32 protein-coding genes are annotated in these 25,107 nt (G+C 45.1%); 15 read left to right on the top strand and 17 right to left on the bottom strand.

Annotated elements, in window-relative coordinates; translation table 11 throughout:
• Window position 1 precedes the first annotated feature (1 nt).
• The 5 genes from O8C65_04685 to O8C65_04665 form a co-directional block, all read right to left on the bottom strand.
• Complete coding sequence (locus tag O8C65_04685; GenBank protein ID MCZ7356207.1) at window positions 2-421, bottom strand: hypothetical protein; 420 nt, start codon at window positions 419-421, stop codon at window positions 2-4.
• Entirely contained in the window at window positions 411-1,400 is a 990-nt protein-coding gene (locus tag O8C65_04680; protein MCZ7356206.1) for a biotin--[acetyl-CoA-carboxylase] ligase, read from the bottom strand. Before O8C65_04680 ends, O8C65_04685 begins: the two co-directional genes overlap by 11 nt.
• Window positions 1,401-1,402: 2 nt before the next feature.
• Window positions 1,403-2,887 carry an acetyl-CoA carboxylase biotin carboxylase subunit gene (locus tag O8C65_04675; GenBank protein MCZ7356205.1) on the bottom strand — a complete coding sequence of 495 codons (1,485 nt, stop codon included), beginning with the start codon at window positions 2,885-2,887 and terminating at the stop codon, window positions 1,403-1,405.
• A gap of 3 nt (window positions 2,888-2,890) precedes the next feature.
• Entirely contained in the window at window positions 2,891-4,609 is a 1,719-nt protein-coding gene (gene oadA, locus O8C65_04670; protein ID MCZ7356204.1) for a sodium-extruding oxaloacetate decarboxylase subunit alpha, read from the bottom strand.
• Between the two features lie 146 nt (window positions 4,610-4,755).
• Window positions 4,756-6,102 (bottom strand): ATP-binding protein, encoded by a 1,347-nt coding sequence (locus tag O8C65_04665; GenBank protein MCZ7356203.1) that lies wholly within the window; start codon window positions 6,100-6,102, stop codon window positions 4,756-4,758.
• Between the two features lie 134 nt (window positions 6,103-6,236).
• Between O8C65_04665 and O8C65_04660 the strand changes: the two genes are divergently transcribed.
• Entirely contained in the window at window positions 6,237-6,365 is a 129-nt protein-coding gene (locus tag O8C65_04660) for a hypothetical protein (GenBank protein ID MCZ7356202.1), read from the top strand.
• A gap of 5 nt (window positions 6,366-6,370) precedes the next feature.
• Here the strand turns inward: O8C65_04660 and O8C65_04655 are convergent, their stop codons facing one another.
• Both O8C65_04655 and O8C65_04650 read right to left on the bottom strand, forming a co-directional pair.
• Window positions 6,371-7,534, bottom strand: coding sequence for a tRNA (guanine(10)-N(2))-dimethyltransferase (locus O8C65_04655; GenBank protein ID MCZ7356201.1), 1,164 nt, complete (start codon window positions 7,532-7,534; stop codon window positions 6,371-6,373).
• Window positions 7,535-7,574: 40 nt separating this feature from the next.
• On the bottom strand, window positions 7,575-8,087 hold the full coding sequence (locus tag O8C65_04650; GenBank protein MCZ7356200.1) for an NTPase: 513 nt from the start codon (window positions 8,085-8,087) through the stop codon (window positions 7,575-7,577).
• A 59-nt stretch (window positions 8,088-8,146) separates the two neighbouring features.
• Here O8C65_04650 and O8C65_04645 point away from each other — a divergent pair, with 59 nt between their 5' ends.
• A complete protein-coding gene (locus O8C65_04645; protein ID MCZ7356199.1) occupies window positions 8,147-10,735 on the top strand; it encodes a DNA-directed DNA polymerase in 2,589 nt (862 codons plus the stop codon).
• Window positions 10,736-10,746: 11 nt separating this feature from the next.
• Window positions 10,747-11,625 (top strand): ARMT1-like domain-containing protein, encoded by an 879-nt coding sequence (locus O8C65_04640; protein MCZ7356198.1) that lies wholly within the window; start codon window positions 10,747-10,749, stop codon window positions 11,623-11,625.
• Window positions 11,626-11,640: 15 nt separating this feature from the next.
• On the opposite strand, the gene O8C65_04635 is transcribed toward O8C65_04640, so the two are convergent.
• The 3 genes from O8C65_04635 to O8C65_04625 form a co-directional block, all read right to left on the bottom strand.
• Window positions 11,641-11,928, bottom strand: a complete 288-nt coding sequence (locus O8C65_04635) for a type II toxin-antitoxin system RelE/ParE family toxin (protein ID MCZ7356197.1) — start codon at window positions 11,926-11,928, stop codon at window positions 11,641-11,643.
• A 307-nt stretch (window positions 11,929-12,235) separates the two neighbouring features.
• Window positions 12,236-12,454 (bottom strand): hypothetical protein, encoded by a 219-nt coding sequence (locus tag O8C65_04630; GenBank protein ID MCZ7356196.1) that lies wholly within the window; start codon window positions 12,452-12,454, stop codon window positions 12,236-12,238.
• Between the two features lie 145 nt (window positions 12,455-12,599).
• Window positions 12,600-13,556 (bottom strand): radical SAM protein, encoded by a 957-nt coding sequence (locus O8C65_04625; protein ID MCZ7356195.1) that lies wholly within the window; start codon window positions 13,554-13,556, stop codon window positions 12,600-12,602.
• Window positions 13,557-13,614: 58 nt separating this feature from the next.
• Between O8C65_04625 and O8C65_04620 the strand changes: the two genes are divergently transcribed.
• The gene (locus O8C65_04620) at window positions 13,615-14,292 is read left to right on the top strand and encodes a YfcE family phosphodiesterase (GenBank protein ID MCZ7356194.1); all 678 of its coding nucleotides are present in this window, start codon (window positions 13,615-13,617) and stop codon (window positions 14,290-14,292) included.
• Here O8C65_04620 and O8C65_04615 read toward each other — a convergent pair.
• Window positions 14,289-14,504 carry a 4Fe-4S binding protein gene (locus O8C65_04615; GenBank protein MCZ7356193.1) on the bottom strand — a complete coding sequence of 72 codons (216 nt, stop codon included), beginning with the start codon at window positions 14,502-14,504 and terminating at the stop codon, window positions 14,289-14,291. The genes O8C65_04620 and O8C65_04615 overlap by 4 nt on opposite strands.
• Before the next feature lie 162 nt (window positions 14,505-14,666).
• Here O8C65_04615 and O8C65_04610 point away from each other — a divergent pair, with 162 nt between their 5' ends.
• From O8C65_04610 to O8C65_04595, 4 genes are all read left to right on the top strand, one after another.
• Complete coding sequence (locus O8C65_04610; GenBank protein MCZ7356192.1) at window positions 14,667-14,921, top strand: cupin domain-containing protein; 255 nt, start codon at window positions 14,667-14,669, stop codon at window positions 14,919-14,921.
• A gap of 184 nt (window positions 14,922-15,105) precedes the next feature.
• Window positions 15,106-15,249: a DUF1016 N-terminal domain-containing protein gene (locus O8C65_04605; protein MCZ7356191.1), complete on the top strand. Its 144-nt coding sequence runs from the start codon at window positions 15,106-15,108 to the stop codon at window positions 15,247-15,249.
• Between the two features lie 147 nt (window positions 15,250-15,396).
• Window positions 15,397-15,618 (top strand): hypothetical protein, encoded by a 222-nt coding sequence (locus O8C65_04600; GenBank protein MCZ7356190.1) that lies wholly within the window; start codon window positions 15,397-15,399, stop codon window positions 15,616-15,618.
• Window positions 15,619-15,663: 45 nt separating this feature from the next.
• Window positions 15,664-16,404 (top strand): phospholipase D family protein, encoded by a 741-nt coding sequence (locus O8C65_04595; GenBank protein ID MCZ7356189.1) that lies wholly within the window; start codon window positions 15,664-15,666, stop codon window positions 16,402-16,404.
• Between the two features lie 391 nt (window positions 16,405-16,795).
• Here the strand turns inward: O8C65_04595 and O8C65_04590 are convergent, their stop codons facing one another.
• Both O8C65_04590 and ala read right to left on the bottom strand, forming a co-directional pair.
• Window positions 16,796-17,068: a hypothetical protein gene (locus O8C65_04590; GenBank protein MCZ7356188.1), complete on the bottom strand. Its 273-nt coding sequence runs from the start codon at window positions 17,066-17,068 to the stop codon at window positions 16,796-16,798.
• A 112-nt stretch (window positions 17,069-17,180) separates the two neighbouring features.
• Window positions 17,181-18,167: an alanine dehydrogenase gene (gene ala, locus O8C65_04585; protein ID MCZ7356187.1), complete on the bottom strand. Its 987-nt coding sequence runs from the start codon at window positions 18,165-18,167 to the stop codon at window positions 17,181-17,183.
• Between the two features lie 161 nt (window positions 18,168-18,328).
• On the opposite strand from ala, the gene O8C65_04580 reads away from it, so the two are divergent.
• Genes O8C65_04580 through O8C65_04570 form a run of 3 tightly spaced genes read left to right on the top strand, consistent with a single transcriptional unit; the run spans window position 18,329 to window position 19,814 of the window.
• Window positions 18,329-18,568 carry a hypothetical protein gene (locus O8C65_04580; protein ID MCZ7356186.1) on the top strand — a complete coding sequence of 80 codons (240 nt, stop codon included), beginning with the start codon at window positions 18,329-18,331 and terminating at the stop codon, window positions 18,566-18,568.
• Window positions 18,514-19,089 carry a 4Fe-4S binding protein gene (locus O8C65_04575; GenBank protein MCZ7356185.1) on the top strand — a complete coding sequence of 192 codons (576 nt, stop codon included), beginning with the start codon at window positions 18,514-18,516 and terminating at the stop codon, window positions 19,087-19,089. Before O8C65_04580 ends, O8C65_04575 begins: the two co-directional genes overlap by 55 nt.
• An 8-nt stretch (window positions 19,090-19,097) precedes the next feature.
• Window positions 19,098-19,814 carry a phosphoadenylyl-sulfate reductase gene (locus O8C65_04570; protein MCZ7356184.1) on the top strand — a complete coding sequence of 239 codons (717 nt, stop codon included), beginning with the start codon at window positions 19,098-19,100 and terminating at the stop codon, window positions 19,812-19,814.
• 15 nt (window positions 19,815-19,829) lie between these two features.
• Here the strand turns inward: O8C65_04570 and O8C65_04565 are convergent, their stop codons facing one another.
• Together O8C65_04565 and O8C65_04560 are read right to left on the bottom strand one after the other, a co-directional pair.
• On the bottom strand, window positions 19,830-20,249 hold the full coding sequence (locus O8C65_04565) for a type II toxin-antitoxin system VapC family toxin (GenBank protein ID MCZ7356183.1): 420 nt from the start codon (window positions 20,247-20,249) through the stop codon (window positions 19,830-19,832).
• Entirely contained in the window at window positions 20,246-20,485 is a 240-nt protein-coding gene (locus O8C65_04560) for an AbrB/MazE/SpoVT family DNA-binding domain-containing protein (GenBank protein ID MCZ7356182.1), read from the bottom strand. Before O8C65_04560 ends, O8C65_04565 begins: the two co-directional genes overlap by 4 nt.
• A gap of 415 nt (window positions 20,486-20,900) precedes the next feature.
• Here O8C65_04560 and sat point away from each other — a divergent pair, with 415 nt between their 5' ends.
• Window positions 20,901-22,037: a sulfate adenylyltransferase gene (gene sat, locus O8C65_04555; GenBank protein ID MCZ7356181.1), complete on the top strand. Its 1,137-nt coding sequence runs from the start codon at window positions 20,901-20,903 to the stop codon at window positions 22,035-22,037.
• A gap of 10 nt (window positions 22,038-22,047) precedes the next feature.
• Here the strand turns inward: sat and O8C65_04550 are convergent, their stop codons facing one another.
• Window positions 22,048-22,470, bottom strand: a complete 423-nt coding sequence (locus O8C65_04550) for a DUF86 domain-containing protein (protein ID MCZ7356180.1) — start codon at window positions 22,468-22,470, stop codon at window positions 22,048-22,050.
• Window positions 22,460-22,879: a nucleotidyltransferase domain-containing protein gene (locus O8C65_04545; protein ID MCZ7356179.1), complete on the bottom strand. Its 420-nt coding sequence runs from the start codon at window positions 22,877-22,879 to the stop codon at window positions 22,460-22,462. The genes O8C65_04550 and O8C65_04545 overlap by 11 nt, the downstream gene beginning before the upstream one ends.
• 118 nt (window positions 22,880-22,997) lie before the next feature.
• Between O8C65_04545 and O8C65_04540 the strand changes: the two genes are divergently transcribed.
• From O8C65_04540 to O8C65_04530, 3 genes are read left to right on the top strand one after another with little or no spacing between them, the layout of a single operon-like run.
• Window positions 22,998-23,555 carry a sulfite oxidase-like oxidoreductase gene (locus O8C65_04540; protein ID MCZ7356178.1) on the top strand — a complete coding sequence of 186 codons (558 nt, stop codon included), beginning with the start codon at window positions 22,998-23,000 and terminating at the stop codon, window positions 23,553-23,555.
• Between the two features lie 38 nt (window positions 23,556-23,593).
• Entirely contained in the window at window positions 23,594-24,631 is a 1,038-nt protein-coding gene (locus tag O8C65_04535; GenBank protein MCZ7356177.1) for an amidohydrolase family protein, read from the top strand.
• A 12-nt stretch (window positions 24,632-24,643) separates the two neighbouring features.
• Window positions 24,644-25,096 carry a universal stress protein gene (locus tag O8C65_04530; GenBank protein ID MCZ7356176.1) on the top strand — a complete coding sequence of 151 codons (453 nt, stop codon included), beginning with the start codon at window positions 24,644-24,646 and terminating at the stop codon, window positions 25,094-25,096.
• Window positions 25,097-25,107 lie beyond the last annotated feature (11 nt).

The raw sequence follows: 25,107 nt of genomic DNA, 5'->3' as shown, positions 1-25,107 counted from the left end.
ACTACCTCGTCACAGTTATTACAATATCCTTATTCTCAAGCACTTTGCCATCGTTAATTACCTGCACACGGACAGGATATTTTATCTCTTTACCCGCAGCAAGTTCGGCCCTGAAATCCACTATCCTGAACCCTGAGTCCTCGCCCGGACGCAGGCTGCCTATGTCGTAGCTCTCGTTAATGAACCTGATATACTGCCTGTCAGAGGCGTTCATGTTAAAACGAACGAACGGGTGGATAGTGGTTTTTCCATTGTTGGTAACCCGTATCATGACCTTGGCAGCATCCCCGCTTTTCATTGTAAGTTCAGCAGGTTTGATATCAAAGACAATGTCCTTGATGGGAATCGTGCTCTCAGATAAGCATCCAGCAGAAAATATTGATGCAATCAGGATGAGAATAACAGCTATGTTAAGTCTCATATCCTCTTCTCAGGTGTTCGCAGTTCCCTGCGACTATCTTCTCAAGCTTGCCTTCACCGGTTTCCAGTATCAGTGCTCCTTCGTTATCCACCCCGATTGCTTCACCGTAAATAGTTTTTGTCTGGGTTGATATCTTGACCCATTCCCCTATGGTGGCTGACATATTCCGCCATTCTTCCAGAATGGATGAAAAATCATCTTTCTGGAATCTCTGATAGAGAGCCTCAAACTCTTCAAGTAACCTCTGAACGAATTCGACCCGGTTTATTTCATGCCCGAGTTCCCTTTTCAGGGATGTGGAGCTATCCCTGGCCTCTTCGGGGAACGTCTCTGTATCAATGTTGGCATCTATACCGATCCCGACCACACAGTAATCTATCAGGTCAATTTCAGCTTCGATCTCGGTAAGAATTCCGCATACTTTCTTTCCGTTTATTAGCACGTCATTGGGCCATTTTATTTTTGCAGGAAGCCCCAGGGCCCGGATTGCTTTCGCGACGGAAACACCAGCAAGTAGCGTGATCCTGGAAGCATACAAAGGCTGTATTCTGGGTTTGAGGATTATTGAAAGCCAGATGCCTCCCTCCGGAGATATCCATTTCCTTCCCAGACGCCCTCTCCCCCCGGTCTGGGATTCAGCGATCACCACAGTGCCTTCTTCAACGGACTTGGCTATCCCCCGGGCTATTATATTGGTGCTTTCGGTTTCCTTGAAATACTGGATATTTTTGCCGATCATGGCAGTCTTAAGACCAGCCCTGATCTCACCCGTTGTCAATTGGTCAGGTGAGGTTATGAGCGAATATCCCAGATTTGTTGAAGAGTCAATCATGTATCCTTCCTCCCTCAATGCCTGGATATGCTTCCAGATCGCAGCTCGTGAAACTGAAAGTTCATTGGCAAGTCGCTCACCCGAAATTCGTTCGCCTTTGCTTTTGATCAGCCTTTCAATTATCTTATCTTTTATCTTATCTTTTATATTCATTTCGCTCCCCCAGCTTTTGCGCTCTGCATATATGCACCAACAGCTGCAGTTATTGCAGCAACCTTCTTATCCTCAACACCCAGGGCGGAGGCAAGAGTAGCGCCCTTCTCTTTTTCAGCCTCTACTATCTTCTCTACCTCAGCAATGATATTGTGGTCTTCTATGAAATGCGTTGTCAGCTCACCACGCCTGAAATATTCGTTGTTCATCACGGCTTTGTGGAAAGGTATGTTGGTGGTCACCCCTACGATGATATATTCGTACAGAGCCCGTTTCATCCGCGCTATCGCCTCATCTCGGTTCCTCCCAAAAACCGTGAGTTTTGAGATCAGCGAGTCATAGAAGGGTGTTATGGTGTATCCTGTGTGGACGCCGCTATCTACTCTCACGCCCGGACCACCTGATGACCTGTATCTTCGCAGTTTTCCCGGGGCGGGTGTGAAGTTGTTAAGCGGGTCTTCTGCATTCAGGCGGCATTCGATCGCCCATCCGATCTGCCGTATATCATTCTGTTTATAGGTCAATTCCTCCCCCGCTGCGATCCTCAATTGCTCTTTTGCAAGGTCCACCCCGGTAACAACTTCAGTGATCGGGTGTTCTACCTGAAGCCGGGTGTTCATCTCGAGGAAATAGTAGTTCCCTTTGGAATACAGGAACTCTATGGTACCGGCATTGGTATAATTGACAGCCGCTGCCGCTTTTACAGCATCTGTTCCCATCTTTTCCCTTAGATCGGGGGTCATGATAGGGGATGGAGATTCTTCGATCAGCTTCTGGTGCCGCCGCTGGATAGAGCACTCCCGGTCGCCCACATGGATAATATTGCCGAATGAATCTGCAAGGATCTGGAATTCGATGTGGCGCGGTTCTTCCAGGTACTTTTCTATGAAGACCGTGGCATCCCCAAAAGCCGATTTTGCTACCGAGCGCGCTGACTCTATCATCTGGATTAGCTCGCTGCTTTTCCGGACCACTTTCATCCCGATGCCCCCGCCTCCTGCCGAGGCTTTCACGATCACAGGATAACCGATATCTTCGGCGGTTGCAAGAGCTTCATCAAAATCATTAATACCGTTCTTGCTTCCTGGTATTACAGGGATTCCCGCGGCTTTCATTGTTTTTTTTGCCGCGATCTTGCTGCCCACGCTCTCGATGACCTGGCCCGAAGGGCCAATGAATGTTATCCCCTCCCTCTCGCACCGCGAGGCGAATTGAGGGTTCTCGGCAAGAAAACCGTAACCTGGATGGATTCCCTCAGCCCCGGTCTTATGCGCAACATCAAGTATACTGTCCATATTCAGGTAGCTCTGGCTCGCCGGGGCAGGACCGATGTAGTATGCTTCATCTGCATATTTTGCAAAAAGGGCGTTCTTATCTACCTCTGAATAAACTGCTACTGTTTTTACATCAAGCTCCCTGCATGCGCGCATGACGCGGATTGCGATCTCACCCCGGTTTGCGATCAGTATTTTCCTGAACATATTCTACCCGATGATCAACAATGTATCTCCAGCGCTCACTGTGATGCCTTCTTTAACGAATATGTCTTTCACGGTGCCGGCATGGGGTGCATGGATGTTATTCTCCATCTTCATGGCTTCCAGGACCATCACTACATCTCCTTTGGCGACCGGATCTCCTTTCTTGACCTTTACTTTCAGGACCATTCCCTGCATGCTTGCGGTTACGGCGCCGTCCATGGTTTTGGGGCCTTCTGCGGCTGTTATCGACTTTACTGCAATCCCACCGCCCACGGATATGATCTTTACATTGAACTCATCGCCGTCCACTTCCACCCTGAATTCGGTTGGCATCGGGGCTCCTGCCTTCCCGTTATTCGGTTTTGGAGCTTCCAGAGTTTCCTCTTTAGCCTCGCCCCTCAGGAACTTTGGCGCTATTGCGGGATACAGGGCATAAGTCAGGATATCTTCTGGTTTCTTGACAATCCCAAGCGCATATGCTTCTTTTGTGACCTTCTCAAGTTCAGGCGGCAAAAGGTCTGCCGGGCGGCAGGTTATGGGCTTTTCATCCCCCAGTATTTTTGCGATGATCTCCTTGCTTATGGGTGCAGGCGTGCGTCCGTATAGGCCTTTGACATAATCCTTTACTTCTTTCGGCACGACTTTGTAGCGCTCTCCCATGAGCACGTTCAATACCGCTTGCGTACCTACGATCTGGCTTGTGGGTGTGACCAGCGGCGGGTAGCCCAGCTCTTCTCTCACCCTGGGCATCTCGGCAAGCACTGCATCGTACTTATCAAGGGCATTCTGCTCTTTCAACTGCGATACCAGATTGGAGAGCATCCCTCCAGGGATCTGGTACTTCAACACGTTCGTGTCTATTCTCTCTGAGATGGGGTCAAGGATCCCCCGGTATTTCTCTTTAAGTTCCTCAAAGTATTTCTTTATCTCTGTGAGAAGGAAGAGGTCAAGACCGGTATCGTATCTCGTTCCACGCAGCGCCGCCACAGTTGTTTCAGTCGGTGGCTGCGATGTGCCCCAGGCGAAAGGGGAGAAAGCCGTGTCCAGGATATCCACGCCAGCCTCGCAGGCAAAAAGATAGCTCATCGGTGCCATCCCGCTTGTGCAGTGGCTGTGCAGATCAACCGGGATACTAATCTCTTCTTTCAGTGCTGTAACGAGGTCAAAGGCATTCTGAGGCGAGATGAGACCTGCCATGTCCTTGATGCACAACGAATCGCAACCCATCTCCTCAAGCTCCTTTGCCATCTTGACATACAGCGGGATGGGATGGACTGGGCTTATGGTGTAGCACACAGTGCCCTGCACATGTGCACCCACGCGCTTTGCTGTCTTTATCGAAACTTCCATGTTCCTTATGTCATTGACCGCATCGAATATCCTGAAAATATCAATCCCGCTTTCCCCGGCATGCTCAACGAATTTTACAACAATGTCGTCGGAGTAATGCCTGTAACCCACGAGGTTCTGGCCGCGCAGCAGCATCTGGAGGGGTGTTTTCTTGATCGCTTTTTTGAGCGCCCGCAGCCTGTCCCACGGATCCTCGTTCAAATACCGTATAGATGAGTCGAAGGTGGCACCGCCCCATACCTCGAGCGAAAAGAAACCCGCCTCATCCATCTTCTCGGCTATAGGCAGCATATCCCTTGTTCTCATGCGGGTGGCGATAAGGGACTGGTGGGCATCTCTGAGAGTTGTGTCTGTGAGTTTTACCTGGGACATGATTTCTGTGGGCTTAATTGGCTTTGGTGTTATTTAATTTATGGTATTTTTCGGGGATTTTTAAAATTGCTAGTTTCCCCATTTTTTTGGTTTCTGGCTCTTGCGGAATAAAAGAAACCGCCTGCAGTTTGGGAGACTACCTGACCTCAAAACACCAGCAAAAACAACCATAACGGAATAAATGAAACCATTACACCATCGATCTCCCTCTCTTCCATTAGCGTTTTTGTCACAACATACGCATTTTTAACACTAAAATCCTGGCAAAAACTCAATATCCCCTTCAAATCCGAATCATCAATAGAAGACCTGTATTTTACTTCAATAGGAATTAATTCAGACCCATAACTCATAATAATATCTGTCTCGTTCTTTTTTTTGTCAAGCCAGTAGAATATCTTTCCCATAGGGTAACTGGAAACTTGCTTGAGGCAGTGCAGATATACACATGTCTCGGCATCAAAACCGATATCCTGGTGCCCACCTATGGAATTCTTAAGACCTAGATCGCAGAAATATATCTTTTTTTCCTTTCTCTCTGAAGCCTTTTTGCTTTTTGTATAAAAATCTGACAGATATATGAGATGCGAACGGGCGAGATGGAAAATATATTGTTTTGAGGTCTCCTTGTCCCCATCATTCTGTTTTGCGATTCCAAGGTAACTGAAACGCTTACTTGAATGAGCGGATACGAACCTGAAAACGGATTCAAGGAGCAGCGGGTCGCGAATCCTGAAAATTCTTACAATATCCCTGTAGATCAGGAGGCTTGTATACTCCTCTGACAGTATTTTGAACCAGGTTTCCTCATTCTTTATATCGAACCATTCCGGGAATCCACCCACGTTCAGGTACTGCGATAGGAAACCAGCTATCTCGTTGATTTTCGGGGAAAGCTCATAATACATTTGTTTCAGCGATTTAAATTGAAGCGCAGCCTTTTGTATCTCTATGTTGTTGAACTGCAAGAACTCCCTGAATGTAAGAGGAAAAACATCAATAAAGCTTATTCTTCCTGCAAGGCTTTCTGATGAGTTCTTATAGATAAGACTGGAAGATGAGCCTGAAACAATGAATTTTGAAGAATATTTGAGGTCATAATATTTTTTCAAGAGCTGTTGCCATCCCCGGACATTTTGGATTTCATCAATGAACACATAGATTTTTATATCTTTCAGGGAAACCATATTATTCTGCTGACAGAAATCAAGTGCTTCCTCAAGGTTCGCTCTTCCAGGTTTCTCGAAGTCATCTGCATTTATGTAGAATATGTTTTTGGGGTCAGTACCATTGTCAAGAAGATGCCTGATTGATTGATAAATAAGCGTTGATTTGCCGCTTCTCCTTATACCAAGGATTGCAAGGAGCTTCTGATCTTTTAATCGCTCCGTTATCTGTCCAAGGTATTCCCTCCGGTTTATACCAATAAGCTCTTCAGGCACGCTTCCCGATGCCCACCATGGGTTTCTCTCGATGATGCTTCTTTCATACATAATTATTACTAGTATATTAGTAACAAGCTATATATTTTTAGCGGTTATGATAGTAATAAACTTTATCAAAACAAGCTAAAACCAATACAATTGATAATTTTAAATATGGATTCCAGGATGTTTTCATAAACAAATTGATAGACAGAATGGAACAGAACAAGGATATTTTTGTAAAAATTATGGATGATAAAGTTGTTGCCGATGTGGTAAAGGATTATATGCTGAAAAAAGTTTATAAAAGATTACATGAAGAGAATTTATGATGAGACTATTTTTTTAATGAACTCCTTTCCAGTTCACTTCCTCCAGCTAGTTCCCTCACAATCCCCTTTATCTCCTCCATCCCTGCTTCCGTCTTGAACGAAATTCCCGAAAAATGCGTTCTCGAAGCCTGAAAACCTCGTTCCTTCAAAGCCAGGATGAGTTCATCCGTTGGCATCGCAGTAATCCCGAGCGACTTGCAGATCTTGTGATAATCGTAATGCATCGGGACATCAAGCTCATCCCTGCATGATATGATCAGCTTTTCCGCATCATCAAACTCTCTCTTCCTGACCTCGCCCAGTACCTCTTCGCAAAAATCCTTCTCATGCAGCCTGCCGAGCCACAGAGGTCCTGCCAGCGATGTGGTGTGCCCGCACGCCGGGCATTCCTCTTTCATATGAACTGCCAGCCCGTGTTTCCACTCTCTTGCACCGCAGTTGAAACAGTGGGAAATGAAACCCATGTTGCCCAGGCACTCATCAGCATCTTTGATACCTTTTTTAACCCCGGCAAAGAGCCTGACATAATGCGCCGAGGCGTATGATAGCAAAGGTGTCATCGCTTTATCATATTTCGCAAGCGTTCGGGCAACAGCACCCATAAGTATCCTGATCCCCATCTCAGGATAATATTCGGTCTTCAGAGGCACGGCAGCATAATTCCTGATACCAGCTTTCTTGTGCGCGCCGCAAAGGGGCGCGGTATCGGTTGCCGTGATGCAGAGCAAGCGCTTCGTTGAGAAGCATGCCGCGTCCAGGAACGGCGCTGGGGTGCCGAATGGGTCAAGGTCGATTATGTCGAAGCTATTGTCCAGCATCATCACGTTGGCATTCCTCTTGATCGCGGTGCAGTTCGTCAGGCTATTCAGTTCTATATTTTTCTTTATGAGGTCGAAGGAGGTCTCGTCCCAGTCGCTCATCGTGGCTCTGAGGCCGACCTCCCTGGCAATGCGAAGGCCGCGGATGCCTGAGGCTGATAATGCATCAAGATAGGTATATTCGGGATTATTTTTTGAAAAACATGCGATCGCTGCAACTGCAATATCCCGGTTCATCCGCATGGCGGGATTATAGAATACCGCAACAGAAGATGGAGGGAAGCTTGCGTTCTCATCCGGGATGGGAACCTCTACGATTGTTGTGCCTTCAGTGATGATTTTCGTGAGCATCGCGGAGCCCTATTAACGGGGATTGTTTTTAAAGTATCTGTTAATGAGATTCGTTAAATCTGCCCGCTATCTCCGAAACCAGCCTTTCCCTGTTCTCCGGTGTTACGGTATAAATCGTAAATTCCTTCCGTATCCTCTCCGCGACCGGATGGCTGGATTTCTGGTGAAGCACAACCAGCATATTTTTATTGGAATCAAGCGCTTCCTCCACGGTTTTTATAAATTCCGAGGACTTGAACTCCATAGGCGCTATCTCATCGATAACGATCAAATCTGAATTCATGGCATTTTTGATAGCAGCAACTCCGATGCTGTTCAGATCCTCGATATTGACATGGTAACTGCCAACGCGCGGCCCTGTACCTTTCTTATGGGCAAGTATACCCTGCTTTCCGGTGGTGATATCCCTTATTTCGAATCCCACGCGGGCGCCATTTTCCCTGATGTCGGCGCTCGTCATGCCGCCGTAGGTGCAGGTGAGTTTCTTCAGAACGTTGCGGCAGACCGTGGATTTTCCTGTGCCTGGGCTTCCAGTTATTGCGATTCGGAGCATAATATAAAATATTAATGCAAAGACTTAAAGCCATAAGAAGATTAAACGAAATTATCATTATGAACTTCCAGATTCTCGATGCGGATTACACATACAGCGACGGCAAACCTGTGGTGAGACTCTATGGAAGGGACGAATCCGGAAACAGCGTCTGCTGCTCGGTACTCGATTTTGAACCGTATTTTTATGCAAAGGCCGAACCTGAAATGGTCGTGATCCTTCAGGAGAAGTTCAAGGAACACATAAAAAAGATCGAACCAGTCCAACGGTTTGAACCTATCGGATATTTCAAGAATCCGGTCAACATGCTCAAGATAACCCTCTTTGACCCCAAAGGCGTTCCAATTATCAGGGATGATGTCAGGAACATGGTGGGTGATGTGTATGAGACGGATATACTTTTCAGGAACAGGTATATGGTGGACAACGGGCTTGGCGGGATGGGATGGGCAAGGGCTGAAGCATGTGGTAATTCAAAAGACAATGGCGTTCTTAGCAGTATTAAAATAACATCAAGAAAAGTCGAGCCTTTGGAAATCCTGCGAAATGCGCCGCTGCGGCATCTTGCTTATGATATCGAGTGCCTGCCTTTGGATGGCGCGATGCCTGTGCCTGAAACCTCTCCTATTATCCTGATGAGTCTTGCATTTGAGCCTGATTTTAACGGTAAAAAGACTCTTGTCCTTGTGGGAAAGAAAGCGCGCATGGTTGGGGACGTGGAGGGCTGCGCAAGTGAAGAGGCAATGATGAGGCGGTTTTTCGAGATTGTCAGGGAGTACGACCCCGATATCCTTGTGGGCTATAACTCCAACAGTTTCGATATTCCCTACATCGTTGAAAGGATAAAGACACTCAACATGAAAGGCGCCAGGATAGACCCTCTCATGGGCAGGGACGGGAGGTCTGTATATTTTAAGAGATTCGGCAACACCACGCGTGTAAGCGTGATGGGGCGGATTGTCATGGATGTGCTTCCCCTGCTTCGAAAGGAATTCTCCCTTAAGCAGTACACGCTCAGGAACGCGGCAAAAGAACTGCTCGGCCTTGAGAAACTTGACATACCTTTCCTTGAGATGGAAGACTACTGGAAAGATGACGGGGAGAAACTCTCGAAATTCATCGAGTATGCCAGGCGCGACTCCGAGCTTGCCCTCGCGTTCCTTTTAAAACTCCGTCTTATCGATAAGTATATTGCTCTTGCCAGGGCGAGCGGGACTCTGCTCCAGGATATTCTTGACGGGGGGCAGACCCAGATGGTGGAGAATATCATTCTCCGCGAATACATGAAGCACAACCGCGTTCTTCCTGCAAGACCTACGGGCGAGATGTCGGATGGGAGGTTCGATGAAGGCGAGGAACTGGCAGGGGGTGAAGTTCTGCCCCCGAAGAAAGGGCTGCTTGAAAATATCGTGATACTTGATTACAAATCTCTTTACCCGACTATAATGATGGCTCACAACCTGTGCTATACCACCGAGGTGGTGGATGAGAGACCGGATGAGGTGGTCAAGGCACCATCAGGCGGTGTATTTGTTTCGCAGAAAATTGCAAAGGGTATCGTGCCAGCTATACTTGAGGAGCTTCTTAACAGGAGGCAGGCCACCCGGGAAAAAATGAAGACAGCAAGTGAAGAAGATGCACGCGTGCTGGATGCCACCCAGCAGGCGCTCAAGATCCTTCTTAACAGTTTCTACGGGTATTCTGGATATGCGAGGGCGCGGCTTTACAGTTTGACCCTTGCAAGCGCTGTCACAAGTTTCGGGCGCGAGAACATCCTGCGGACAAAAAGCCTTATCGAGAATGAGATAAAGGAAATAATCCTGACTGACGGAGGCGCTTTTACAAAGGTTGAAGCAAAAGTGGGGAAGAGAATTTGTTTGTCGGTGGTTTACGGGGATACTGACAGCGTGTTTGTAAATCTCCTGGATAAAGAGATCACGCTTGATGATGCAGAACTCGTCGGACGAAAGATCGCTAAGATCGTGACATCATCACTCCAGAAACCAATGGAGCTTGTTTTTGATTCGTTCGGAAGGCGCGCTATATTTATAGCCAAGAAGCGATACGCAGTGCTGGTGTGGGAGAAATCCAACGGCGTAATGAAGGAGAAGCTCAGGGTTAAAGGCATGGAGACTGTTAGGCGGGACTGGTGCGAGCTTACTACGAAGACCGTGGAAAAAGTGCTTGAACTTGTGTTGAAGGAAGGGAAAGTGGATGATGCAGTAGAACTTGTGAAAGGCACGATAAACAGCATAAGAACAATAGATGCAAGAAAGGACAGCAAGCTGTTCGAGGACCTGATATTAACAAGGCAGTACACCAAAAAAGTCGAGAGCTATAAGAACAGGCAGCCGCACATAACTGTTATAGAGAAATCAAGAAAAAGAGGAATAATCGCAAACGTGGGGGATAGGATTCCTTTTGTCATAATTGCAGGAAAAGGACTGTTCGTGGACAGGGCAGAAGATCCTGATTACGCAAGGGAGAAAAATCTACCTCTGGATGTTGATTACTATATCAATAAACAGATACTTCCTCCTGTCGCGCGCATATTATCTGATTTCGGCGTGAAGGGGGAAATGTTAAGATGGATGGGGGAAAAGAAGGTTCAAACTGAAACGAAACAGAGGCAATTGTTCGAATTTTAGGAGCATAAAGATTGAAGACCCATCCGAGATGCGCGCCGTGTTTATTGTCAAGAGTGCAGTTCGAGGCAGAGCTTTCCACAAAGGACATAGCCATGCAGAAAAAAGCTGTGCTTGCCGGGATAGAAGTGCTGAGGAAATGCCTGGCGGATGGAGCGCCTGCCACACACCTGTCCACGAAGATACACAGGGAGGCTTACAGGGTGCTTGGGGACATAGACCCGTACAGGGAGAAAAAAAGGCAAAGCAATGAGGCTGCAAAAAAGCTTTTCCCTTTTGCGAGAGATTTTGTTGCGGAAAAGGATTCGTTCAGGCGCGCGGTGCTTGCGTCGATCGTAGGCAACTCATTTGATTTCGGGGTTCTTGGGTTCGATGCGGATAAGGAAATAGCAAAGGAAACCATGCTCAGGCAATTTGAGTCCGGTCTCGATGTGGATGACACAGAGAAGATGAAATCGCTGCTGGAAAACGTGGTATATCTTGCGGATAACTGCGGTGAGATAATATTCGATGCCCTGTTATTTGAGGAAATTAAAAAGCTCGGAGGCAGGATAACCCTGGTTGTCAGGGGCGCACCCATACTCAATGATGTAACGATGAAAGAGGCAAGAGAACTCGGTCTTGACAGGAAGGTGAACAGGGTGCTCACAACAGGTTCAAATGCTATTGGTTTATGTCTCAGGGAAGCCCCTGAAGAGCTTGTGATAGCACTTAGGGAAGCGTCGCTTATCATCAGCAAGGGTATGGCGAACTACGAGACAATGTCCGAGTATGATTTCAGGCCGATCGCATATCTTCTGAAAACCAAATGCGAGACGGTGGCAGAGGCGCTTGGACTTTCCAGGAATATGAATGTGGCGAGAGTGGAAGAAAAACAACACATCTCTGAATAATTTCAAAACTAATTTTTATAAATATATTTCATCGTGGTGTGCGAAATCCAGAAATTCTACCAATCGCTCTTCTTCATTTACGGTGAAGGTCAGAACATAAGGGTCAAAATGCACGCGCCGGATGTTTTTCATGCCGTATTTCAGAGGCTTGTAATGGGTAGGATGTTCTACGATTTCAGAAATCTTCTTTTGAATACGCATAAATAGTAACGTGTCCTTCTTTTTTAGCTTCTTTAATTTCTTTGTAAGCTCGGGCTTTATCTCGATAGAATAAGATGTTGATTGTTGTTTATTTTTATTCATATCTTGATAACGCCTCTAAATTATTTTTTAGTCCACAACCTCAATGGGGGAAGGTTTATTTTTCATGCCTCATGCATATAAATGTAGTGTGTTTATATAAAGCCTTGCGATATCGTTTATAGGTAAATGATGTCATATTATATTTTTATATAATTAAAAACACGACAAAAAAGACAAAAAACATTATCCAACCAATGGTTGACAATCTTTTAGAAACGGTGTCATTTTGACTATTTTATTAAGATTTAATGAGTTAAGTCTAATTTTATACTTTATAAAATCGCCCAAAAATTCTTTCCTAAAGCCATTATTTTTCTTCAGAGAAGTATCTTTCAAATTCTTCGGCGCTCTTGAATCTTACGCCCTTCTGTTTCTGAATTTTTTCCAATTTCTTAAGATATTGTGGGTTTACTTCTCTGTGAATATCCTGATCAATTTCATTAATGACAATCTCTAATCTATTCATCTGTTCCTTTAGAGACGCAACATCATCCGCCATTCTTCTGATAAGTTCAGCTTCAGCCATTTATATCCAAGTATAATTGCTTTTAGTAACATATAAAACTTTAGTGCAAATAGAGGAGATTTTACACACCCATCGCATTCGCAATCGGCGCCAGCGGTTTTACCATGCCCGATGCGCCGACTTTTGCATCCCTGGGATAGAGTTATCAAAGTATCAATTCTCCAAGTTCTTTCTTGATACCTTCTATTTCATCGGGATTCGGTTTTCTTGGAAAATTGTACATCTTCGAAAAAGTTTCGTTCGCCATCGGCCGGTTGCAATCAGGACATCCTGATGTCTGAAAAGCCCTTCCGTCTTCGATAAGCTCAATGATCAAATCCCTTGTCGCACCAAAGTCACACAGTTCACCGTTTGAAAACCTCATTTCCGAATATTCCCCCTCCACTATCAGGTGTCGGGCCAGCTGCACAGTGCGATAATGCTTCATCGAATTAGATTTTTCATAGAGTCTTAACTGTGCTCCTGGAACATACGTATAGGAGAAAAGTGCGGGACATATATTACTCTTCCATAATTCCCGGATGATCCGGACAGCTTCCTCATCGCTTTCCCCTAGCCCGATAATAAGATGCGTCCCGACCTTGTTGAATAGGCGGGCTGCCCTTTTCATACCGTCCAGATGTTCATCCCATGAGTAAGGCCCACCTGCTTCATTTCCTTTTATTTTACCGAACAACTCAGGCGTGCAGGCATCAAGTGGTATCACAAGTTCTCCCACCCCGATTTGTATTAACTCCAAGTATTTCCGATCACTGAGGGGAAAAACAGAAAGCGATATTGGTATCTTGCTTTCTGCCCTGATGCTCTTGATCAAATAGACCGTATCCAGCCACCATTTATCATATAGCGCGGTCTGTATACAGGCGCGGGCAAGATAGCCACGATCAAACGCGATTTTCAACCTCGAAACCACAGCATCGAGGTCAACTGGTACGTACAGGCCCCTGGCTATATGGATCAGATCAGCGCTTGCGCCGGAAGCCTGGGCGCAGAATTGGCAATTTGCCTTGCAGCGTTTTTCAGTGTAGATCTGGAGATACGCAGTCGTTGGGGGCGTATCCATCTGCACAAGTTCAAGCCCGAGAACTCCTAAGGTTCCCATTGATGCCCTGACTTTCCTCATCAGCAACTATTTGTGAAACCAATGTATATTTAGTATTGTGCTTGTCGGCTTGATAGCGGATGTTCATTCCAATGCAGTCGCATTAAAAGCCGTGCTTTCAGCCCTCGATGATATGGGCGTAGAAAAGATATTGCATGCTGGCGATGTCATTGGCTATAATCCATACCCAAATGAGACAATCGAATTATTCAAAAAGAAAAATATAATTTCCATTCTCGGGAACCATGACAGAGCATTGATTACGGGTGATACTTCCGGATTCAATCCATATGCTGCTATAGCTCTTATTTGGACTGCAGATGTCATATATTCCGATAATTTCTGTTACATTCAGTCACTAAGAAATGTGGAATTCGTTTCTCCAGGAGGAAGCAGAATATCCATTGTGCATGGAAGCCCGACGGACTTCGATGAATATATTTATCCGGAAAACGCAAATCCTGAGCTTCTTTCAAATTTAGATTGCGATGTTCTGGTTTTGGGTCATACTCATGTCCAGTTTAAAAAAGAATATCCTTCGGGGATGGTCATAAACCCGGGTTCAGTAGGCCAGCCGAGGGATGAAAATCCAGATGCAGCATTCGCTATTTTAGATACGGATTCTGGAAAAGCGCACCTGCACAGGACGAGTTATGACATCGAAAAAGTGATTGGTGATATCATTTCAACGCCTCTTCCCCAAGTGCTTGGTCTCCGGCTCAGGCTTGGCCTCTAGCATGAACTGTGCTTAATTGCCTTTGTGGGGCATGCGTCCACACAAGCACAGCATTCAATGCAATCATCCACGCGGTTCGCATGGGCCTTGCCTTCTGTGAGGTCATAGACATTGGTCGGGCACACGTTCACGCACTCCCCAGCCCCGATACATTTGTCCTCATCCACTTCGATCGAGAAACCCGCTTTACTTGAATATTTTTTAACTACCATGATTTTTTCTCTCCTAATCGGTTAGTGTTATTATTGAAAATTAAAGGTTTTGGTTAAAGATAATATATGGTTGGGTGGGAGAAGATAGCACATGGTGGCGTAGATATGCTTCAATATAAGATCAACTTTAATAATATCGAATGGGAATCTCCAATAGAAGGAGTGAAATATAAAAAATATAATCATAACAACAAACAAATGCGGCTTATAGAATATACAAAAGAAATGCCGCCACACTGGTGCGAAAAAGGTCACTATGGTATGATCCTTGAAGGCGAAATGGAAATTGAATATCCTAATGGAAAAATAATATACAAAAAAGGAGACGGTGTATTTATCCCGGATGGGGCAGAGCATAAACATAAAGGCAGGGTCATAACGGAATCTGTGAAAGTGATTTTCATTGAGGATGTTTAACAACTGTGTAGGGCTGAATAACGCTTTGAATCTGACTTTCATAGAATTGTGAAAAATATATATCGACAAAAGCAAAGAAAAGAATAACTATGGCAGATATGCATCCGAGTAAACCGTTTTTTAACGATATAAGAGCAATTCTTCAACAGGCAAGGCTGAAGGCATATACTGCCGTGAACTTGTTATGGTAGAGGCGTACTGGCGGATCGACAAACGGATAGTTGATGAAGAGCAGCATGGAGAAGCCCGCGCAGAATATGGCAAACAGCTTATCAAGGAACTTTCAAAACAACTCTCTGCTGAATTTGGACGGGGTTCACAGAAGTAAACATCTGGAATTTCAGGCAGTTTTATCTCACCATTCCCTGGAAGTGAAATTCTCTACACACTGCGTAGAGAATTAACATGGAGCCATTACCGCCTGATTTCAGAACAAAAAAGATTAGACGGAATAAGGATGGCAGGAAATGAGTGAGTGGAACGAATTCACGAGATCCGTGCAAGCGAAAGCGGGGGAAAGCCCATGTATATGGGGGATTGGAGCAGGAAACTCGATGGCTTTTCTCAGGTTCTATGGGATGATATTTTACAAAATTCAGTCGGGGGATCGCATGAAGTTTCGGTGGCACTGGCTTATGCCATATTCAGGAGACTACGTGGTAATAAAAAATTCAAAAACAACAAAGATATATACTGATGAAGCAATTTTTAGCCACAAAAACCAAAATAAAACTAAATAACTATGGCCGAATTTTTAGACACACAAGGAGTTTCCTACTACTTAAAGAAACTCATCAACAACTCAAATGACAAGTTGTATTTAATCAGTCCATATTTGCAATTGAACAATCAACTTAAATTGTCTTTAGAGGACAGACATAAATTTTCCATAGACATAATTATTATTTACGGAAAAGTAACAGACATAAATCCGGACGACAGCGCTTGGTTACAATCCATGCCTGGAATCAAGCTGATGTTTCACAAAGACCTTCATGCTAAATGTTATTTCAATGAAAAAGAAGCGATAATTACCTCAATGAACTTGTATATGTTTTCACAGCAGAACAATGTTGAAATGGGAATTTATATTTCAAAGGAAAAAGATGAAGACCTTTACAATCAAGTTGCGAAAGAAGTTGACAGAATAAAAAGGGGTAGTGAACACAGAACAATCTCCGTTCAAAAGGTTGAGAATAAAAAACCAGAAACAACTAAACAACAATCATTTCCAAAAGCTGAAAATAGAAAACACAATAACAAACAAACAGGTTATTGCATCAGAACAGGAGTGGAAATTCCTTTCAACGTTGAAAAACCGATGAGCTATGAAGCATTTAAAGTTTGGAGTCAATTTGGAGATCCTGACTATCCAGAAAAGTTTTGTCATTTCTCTGGTGAACCATCAAACGGTGAGACAAGCGTTAGTAAACCTATACTGAAGAAGAACTGGAAAAAAGCAAAAGAGATATTTGACTTTTAGGAAGTGCGGATAAGAATAGATTGGCGTAAAACGTCGCCAACGATTGAGCTTTTCGCAAAATCCAAAGGATTCACATAAATCGCAATTTGAATACGCAAACTGAACAGTATGTTACTCTATCGTAGGCTTTAAAGATAAAGAAGAACTGAAGAGCAGGGATTATCTTTGATCTCAGGGATTTCGTTACAATTTGTGCCACTCATCCGCTGTTACCAAATGACCTATAATGTCCTCTAACTCTCGTATCATAAACCTGAGTTGAGGTACTGAGTATTCAGCATTGGAAGGAATCGCCATACGATGCTGCTCATATATCATAAACTGGTGACGGGTGCCGGAATACGGACCCTCAAAGCCAAGTTTCCGCAACCGTTTGATGAACTCTCGTCGCTTACACGGCTTCCACTTGCTCATAAGTAGGGGTAGTATTCAGATTAATTTTTGCTATTACTGGCAAAGGATGACCCAATTTCAGACCGACCAGAATCCAATCTTCAAGAGTTGAGTGCAACTCTTCTTCACAATTACGCAATGTCGAGCCAAGAGCCACTACACCTTTGCATGAAGGAATCCGCCCGCTAAATGTACCATCTTCTAGTTTATCATAGACAGCTTTCGCCATAAGCTGATTTACATAATCGGTCAGTATAAATCGAATTCTCATTGCATCTCCTATCTAAAAGGGCTTCGTGAAGTGTTAAAATATTTAATTATTTAACCAATTATTCAATAATAAAGTTTGTGGTAATGTCAGAGATTTTATCGGAGGTTAATTTTTAGAACTGCTGCAACTTTATCCCGATCTTTTTCTCAAGCGCTTTCTGATACACCATATCCGCAGTCGCAACATCCTGGATCGCAAGCCCGGTTGAATCAAAAACAGTGATGTCGGAATCTTTTGTCCTGGCTTTTTTCTTTCCTGCGATCACCTCTCCAAGCTCGCAGCAGATATCCTTTTCAGAGAGTAGTCCCTTTGATATGGGCACGTTGACCTCCCCTGAATGCGAAGCCTGGGGAATATCATCCACAACTACTCTGGCGCGCTTCAAGATATTCGGGTCAAGCTCCTCCTTTCCTGGAGCATCGGCGCCTATTGCATTGATATGTGTGCCTTCCGATATCCACTCGTTCATAACTATGGGCTCTCTTGATGGCGTTGTCGTTACTATGATATCGCAGTCGCAGACATCCTCGATGCTTTTCTTGGGGATTATATCACAGCCTGCTTTTTTTTCCATTTCCTTTTTGAACGCAAGCGTACTTTTCTCCGAGGCGCTTGTGGCTTTTATTTCCTCGATATCAATAACTTCATTGATTCCCATAAGCTGGGTAACTGCCTGGTTCCCCGTACCCACAAAACCCACTGTTTTCGCATTCTTGCGTGCAAGATATCTCACTGCAACGCCGCCAGCTGCTCCTGTCCGCATATTCGTCAGATAAGTCCCGTCCATTACTGCAATGGGCGCACCTGTCTCTGTTGAATTCAGGACAACAAGCGCCATCACCGTAGGAAGACCTTTTTTGGGATTATCCGGATGAACGTTCACTATCTTAACCCCGGTGATATCCTGCTCTTCAAGATAAGCAGGCATCGTTCTCAGGTCACCGTTGTGCTTTTTGAAATAAAGATACAGCTTCGGAGGCATCTGTACTTTCTTGAGGCCGTGCTGCCGGAATGCCTCTTCTACTACCTTAATAGCACCTTTCATATCGAGGAGCGATTCCACTTCTTTCCTGTTGAGCCAGAGAATCTGATTTTCCATACTTTTCCCCCTGCTGTAGTCCTGATTATGTATTATCGATAATCAGATAAATAATGTGCTGTTTTATTAACAAATATTGCCTCATTCATCAGGTATATTTAAACTTTAACTATTCATGCTCCAGAATTGTATAAATATCATCCCGAATATCGAGGAGCATCATGAGCCTTGAAAAACTTGACGTAGCGACTTTAAAAAAATCCGGTTACATGAAACAGCGCCAGAAAGACCTGTTCGTGGTCAGGCTGCGCATGCCCTGCGGCAATGTCACCTGCGACCAGCTTTCCGGGATAAGCCGGATCACCCAAAAATATGGGACAGGATACATCCATATAGCGGGCCGCGTGTGCGCAATATCATTTCATGCCCGGGAAATCTTGAATGTAATTACGGGATCATAGATACATACGGACTGGCAGGAATACTGGATAAGGAATTCTTTGGCGAGGACATGCCTGTAAAGATAAAATTTGCCGTGACGGGATGCCCTAACGCCTGCGCCAAGCCGCAAGAGAACGACCTTGGGGTAATGGGGATACTCAAACCCGCCATCAATACCGGTGAGTGCACAGGCTGCGGGACCTGCACATTCATGTGCCCCGAGAAAGCCATCGTCCTGGAAGACGATAAAGCGAAGATACTCTGGGACAAATGCAACCTGTGCGGCGCTTGCATCGGAGCCTGCCCGTCGGATCTCATTACAGAGGAATGGAAAGGGTATAGACTCTTTGTCGGCGGGATGATAGGGAAACACCCGAAACTCGGAAAAGAATTAACAGACGCGAAATCCCCTGAAGAGGCGGTCGCTATATTCAGGAAAATAATAGAGTGGTCAAAGAAAAATACAAATGTCGGGGAAAGGTTCGGGGACTGCCTTGAACGAGTGGGGCTCGAGAGGTTCGGGAAAGAGATACTTGGATGAGGATAACAATGACAGAAATTAATATTGAACAATCAGCAAAAGAATACGAGAAAAGGTCGCCGCAGGAAATCCTGGAACTTGCGCTTGGGAAATTCAAGAGCATCGCAATATCATTCAGCGGCGCCGAGGATGTGGTGCTGATCGACATGGCAAAAAAGATAAGAAATGATTTCAGGGTCTTTACACTCGACACCGGACGCCTCCATGCTGAGACTTATCAGTTCATCGAAGACGTAAGGAATAGATACAATGTCAATATCGAGGTGTTTTTTGCAAATCGGGATGCGACCGAGAAGCTGGTCAGGGAGAAAGGATTGTTCTCATTCTATAAGGACGGCCACAAGGAATGCTGCGATGCGCGCAAAGTGGATCCTCTTAAGCGAGCCCTCAACACGGTTGATGCCTGGATAACCGGGCAGAGAAAAGACCAGAGCCCCGGAACACGAGCTAATGTACCCGTCGTCCAGAAGGACCCCACTTTCGGGACTGGAAAGCTTGTGAAATTCAATCCGCTCGCCAACTGGACATCAAAACAGGTCTGGGATTATATCAGGGAGAACGATGTTCCCTACAATAAGCTCCATGAAAAGGGTTTCGTCAGCATAGGATGCGAGCCCTGCACGAAACCAGTGATACCAGGCCAGCATGAGCGCGAAGGGCGCTGGTGGTGGGAAGATGCCACCAAGAAAGAATGCGGGCTGCATGCAGGGAATGTGAAGAAGTAGTCCGAAAAGAGGTATTCAATCTGGAATTTCCCCGAGAGTTAAAACCTCAATTTCCTCCACAACGCCCAGTCTTTCGTCATTGGTTACGAAGACATCCCCATTTCTTGTGATCACAGATGCCAGCTGGATTGCATCGGGTGTTCTTATCCCATATTTTGCCCGAAGTTCAGCAGCTTTTATTGAGACCGATTCGTCCATAGCCACCATCTCAAGCCGAGCTGCCAGGATTCTTTTATACTGCTCAACAAGATCGAATCTTTTTTCCCTCAGAGGTTTTACAAGCAATTCAAGGAGCGTCACGTAAGAGGTTATCCCGATGGCTTTTCCCTCAGAAATCCTGTCTACCAGCGGTTCAATTTTTCTTAGGTAAAAAGGATGTTCCTCTATATAATAAATCAGCACATTGGTGTCAAGTCCTATCCGTTTATATTTCACCAACTCTTCCGCTCCTTTTTAATATACTCTTCAACATCGACATCTTTCCATATTTCCTTGCCAAGTCCCTTTAAATTCTTAAGAGATAATGGCTCTCTGGTTTCGACTTTTTTCATCACAATCTCATCGTCTTTCTCATAGACCTGCAATAAATCCCCTTTTGATATTCGAAGCAGTTCACGTATGCTTTTAGGTATTACCACCTGGAACTTATGACTCACTTTTGTAAAAGGCATGGTTGTACCATATGGTTGTACTGATATTTTAATCTAATCAATTTAGAAATAGATGGCGAGATGTGGAGGAATCCGATGCAATAACTTATCAGGCTCGGATTGAGGGAGTATGCAGTGAATCTGCACAAAGCTTAGGAAAATAACCCTGAGGGAAGATGTGAGCCGAAGAGAGATGCTGTATCTGCTTATGGAACATGGGATAAAGGGAAATGTGACGTTAAAACACCAACAGAGATCGCTGGAATATGTTGAGGGGCTGCTGAAATCATGAGTTGGGTTGAAAATATCTTGTGATGTAATAATTTTACTTCCGGGGATTATCTCTGAGTTTATTTCGAATCCAGATATCCATTTTGCCCCTTCGCAAACAATTATTAAACAGAAACTACATTTGACCGCAAAATCCGGGATTACAATGACTCAAATAAAACCTCATGGCGGAAAGTTAATCAGCAGAACATTAACCGAACAGAAACGAAAAAAGATCACCGAGCAGGCTTCTGAATACCAGAGCGGTCCGATCAGCGTTGACCTGATGAAGGATGTGGAGAACATCGCTTCGGGATTGTTCAGCCCGCTTGAAGGTTTTAACTGCCGGGAGGATTATGAAAGCATCCTCTACAATAAGCGCCTCTCAAACGGTCTCCCGTGGACGCTTCCGATCGTGGTTGACACTGATAATAACCAAATAAAGGAAGGAGACGATATTCTCCTGAAAAGCAATGAGCATCTTGTGGCTTTAATGCAGGTTGATGAGATCTACAGCTACGATAAAAGGGCCTATGCAGAGCAGGTTTTCGGGACTAACGATGCCGCCCATCCAGGAGTGGCAAAGACATATTCCATGAAAGATACGCTGCTGGGCGGCAAAATAAATCTTATTAATGAGTCAAAATCGCCATATTACAAGTATGCGCTGAAACCCACGGAAACGCGGAACCTCTTCAAGGAAAAAGGATGGGAAAAGATCGTGGGATTCCAGACCCGTAACGTGGCGCACCTGGGTCATGAGTATTTGCAGAAATCGGCGCTCACCCTGGTGGACGGGCTTTTCATAAATCCCGTCATAGGCAAGAAGAAGAAAGGCGATTTCAGGGATGATGTCATCCTTGAAAGCTACGAGGTTCTTATCGATAATTACTATCCCAAGGATCGTGTCGTTCTTGGCATATTCCAGACCGAGATGCGCTATGCCGGCCCGCGTGAAGCGATATTCCACGCCATCGTTCGAAAGAACTACGGTTGCACGCATTTCATAATTGGAAGAGATCATGCAGGCGTGGGAAGTTATTATCATCCATATGCAGCACAGGAAATATTCAAAGAGTTCCCCGATATCGGCATCGAGCCCATGTTCTTCATGTCATTCTTCCACTGCAACAAATGCGGTGGGATAACCAATGACAAGGTATGCCCCCACAATGACAGGATAGATTTCTCAGGCACAAAGATGAGGCAGATGATAGAAGCTGGCAAGAGGCCGCCCGCGGATTCCATGCGTCCGGAAGTGGCGGATGTGATATTGAAGTCAGGGAAGCCGTTCGTGGAATAGAGGGATTTTTTCACTCTTTTTCCAGATACTCTAAAATTGCCTTTTCAAATTCCAGCACATCACCCAGCTCAGAATTGATGATCTCAAATACCCGCAGGTTGTCGATATCCCCATACCTGTGGACTAACAGATTCCTGAAGCCTGCCATATCACCAAGTCTCGATGCAAGTCTTTCATCCAGGACTCCCCGCTTGCCGAGCAGGTAAAAAATCTCCCTGTAGTCTTCTGCCCTTCCGAATCCTTTGGCCGCAATAATATGGTGCGCGATATCGATGCAAGCCTCTATCAGCTCTAAAAGCGAATATTTTGCGGATTGCAGGTTTTTATAGCTGCCTATAAATTCCTCTTCATTCATTTCTCTAAATTCACTGAGAAACTCAATATCTTTATCAATTACATCGAATTTAGCAGAAATTGTTTCCTTATCTATCAAGCAATATCCTCTCCTTTCGCATCCTGTCGTACTCTTCCAGGAAGGGTTTAAAATCAAGATATTTCCTGATTGTCGAAGTCTCAAATTCAATCCTTTTTTTATCATCCCGGCAAAAAATGAGCCTGCCATTCAGGACCTGATGCAAGAACCGAAGCGTCCCCCTGTTCAGTATTCTGACGTCGATGTCACGTTTAGTTTGTAAGGCGTCTTTTAATTCGCCTGCTATTCGTTCAGGGTACAGGCCGCCGCCCTCTTCATCATGTGTTAGTAAGAGTCCAATGTCCAGGTCGCTGTCAGGTCTTTCATACCCTTTTGCGTACGAACCGAACACATATGCTGCCACGATTTCATCGTGTGCTGAAAGGGTACGGCTAATTTTTTCAAGAATAACTGATTTTGCCTCGTGCATAGACTTGATTCTAATTGTTTTTGTAAAGTAAAAGCGTATCTGTATGTTAATCGTCCTTTTCACAAGAAAGTTAATCGTTATACTTAATATTCGAAGTATCCATTACTTAATTAAACTTATGGAGCGACTTCCACCTAACCAGCGCCTGAGAACAGATTTTCCTGTACTGCATTTCGGGCAGGTACCGCGGTTTGACAGGAGTATATGGGATTTCCGCGTTGAGGGACTCGTGGAAAACCCGGTCAGATTGACTTATGATGAATTACTGATGCTCGAGAAAACGACCGATATAAGTGATTTCCACTGTGTAACCGGGTGGAGCAAATTCGATCTGAAATGGGAAGGTGTTCGTTTCCTTGACCTTGCTATCCTCGTAAAACCCAAAAATAATGCCAGGTTCGTAACTATTGAGTGCGATGGCGGATACACCACCAGCCTGCCGATTACGGAGCTGATGGAACCCGATGTGCTCTTTGCCTATAATTATGAAGGAAAGCCGCTTGAAGCCATCCATGGAGGGCCGCTCCGCCTTGTTGTTCCCAAGAAATATGCATACAAGAGCGCCAAATGGGTGCGCAGAGCGGTGTTCACCGAGGAGCAGGAGCCTGGCTTCTGGGAACAGAGGGGCTATAGCAACAGCGCGGACCCGTGGAAAGAGGAGAGGTATTCGTATTAGACGAAAAAAGCAAATAGCTTGAGAGAAGACTAGACCGCATGGAACTCAAAGGGACCATAATCTACGGGGATGACTTTGAGGCCGTTGATGGTAAGCTCATAATTGAGGACGGCATAATCAAGGATTTTGAAGATTGCACTATTGCAGCAGATACCATAATCGCCCCATGCTTTGTGAACGCCCATACGCATATAGGGGATTCCGTGATAAAAGATCCACCCTATCTCCCTCTCCCAGAGCTCGTGCAGCCTCCGCACGGATTAAAACACAGGGTTTTGCAGGGTACCTCCCGCAGCGACCTGGTGGCCTCCATTAAAGCGAGCATCATGGACATGATAAAAACCGGCACTTGCGCATTTGCGGATTTTCGGGAAGGAGGTATTGAAGGCGTGAAAGCACTGAGAGATGCGATGGGTTCCAGCGATAAGATCGAAGCAAAGATTTTCGGAAGACCCCTGAACAACGACATGAGCTATCTTGATTGTTGCGAAGGGACCGGCTTGAGCAGCACCAGCGATTCAGAAATAGAGATCATAAGAGAAATTGTAGGGCGGACAAGGGAGAAAGGAAAGAAATTTGCCATCCATGCAGGGGAAAAGGATTCATCTGACATAATGCCAGCACTTGAACTGGAGCCAGATCACCTGATCCACCTGACAAAAGCAAATAAGAAAGATATCAGTTCAGTCTCAAAAGCCAGTGTTCCTGTTGTGGTATGCGTTCGTTCGAATTTCCTGACGAATTCGGGCATCCCGCAGGTTAAGGAAATGTTAAGTGAAGGTATCCTTGTTGCAGCGGGGACTGATAACGTAATGCTCAATTCCGTCAATATGTTCTCTGAGATGGAATTTCTTGCAAAAACAAATATTTATGATGACAGACAAGTATTTAAGATGTGCACGCTAAATGGAGCAAAAATATTAGGAATAGAAAATGAATTGGGCTCCATCGAAAAGGGGAAAAAAGCAAGACTGATGATATTGAATAAAAGATCCAATAATATGCAGGGTATAAGAAATCCATTAAGCAGTCTGGTGAGACGGGCAAGACCTGATGACATTATCGGAATAATATAAAGGAGAGAACGTATGGCAAGCAAAATGTGTAAAAAGATTTTAATCGCAACAGACGGTTCGGAGTATACGAAAAAGGCGGTTGACTACGGAATTGATCTGGCAAAGAATACCGAGGCAAGACTTTATGCTATTTATGTTATTGATACCGCGGCTTTTGCATCAATCCCGATGGATGCCGCATGGGAAAGCATGTACGAGCTTTTGAGGCAGGAAGGCGATGAGGCGACAAAATACGTAGCCGATAAGGCGTCAGCCGAGGGATTGGACCTGGAAAGGCTCACGATTGAAGGGCATCCAGCAGAGGAAATAATCAAATATGCTGAAAAGAACTCAGTGGACCTCATTGTCATGGGGACGCTGGGAAAAAGTGGCCTTGACAGATTCCTGCTTGGGAGCGTTGCAGAGAAGGTAGTTCGCATCTCGAAAATACCTGTTCTTGTGGTGCGTGGGAAAAATAAAAAGTGAAAGGGAGTAAA

The sequence above is a fragment of the Candidatus Methanoperedens sp. genome, assembly GCA_027460535.1.
Classification (GTDB): domain Archaea; phylum Halobacteriota; class Methanosarcinia; order Methanosarcinales; family Methanoperedenaceae; genus Methanoperedens.
The sequence above is the reverse complement of the archived record's forward strand: the minus strand, read 5'-3'. Positions and strand labels throughout refer to the sequence as shown.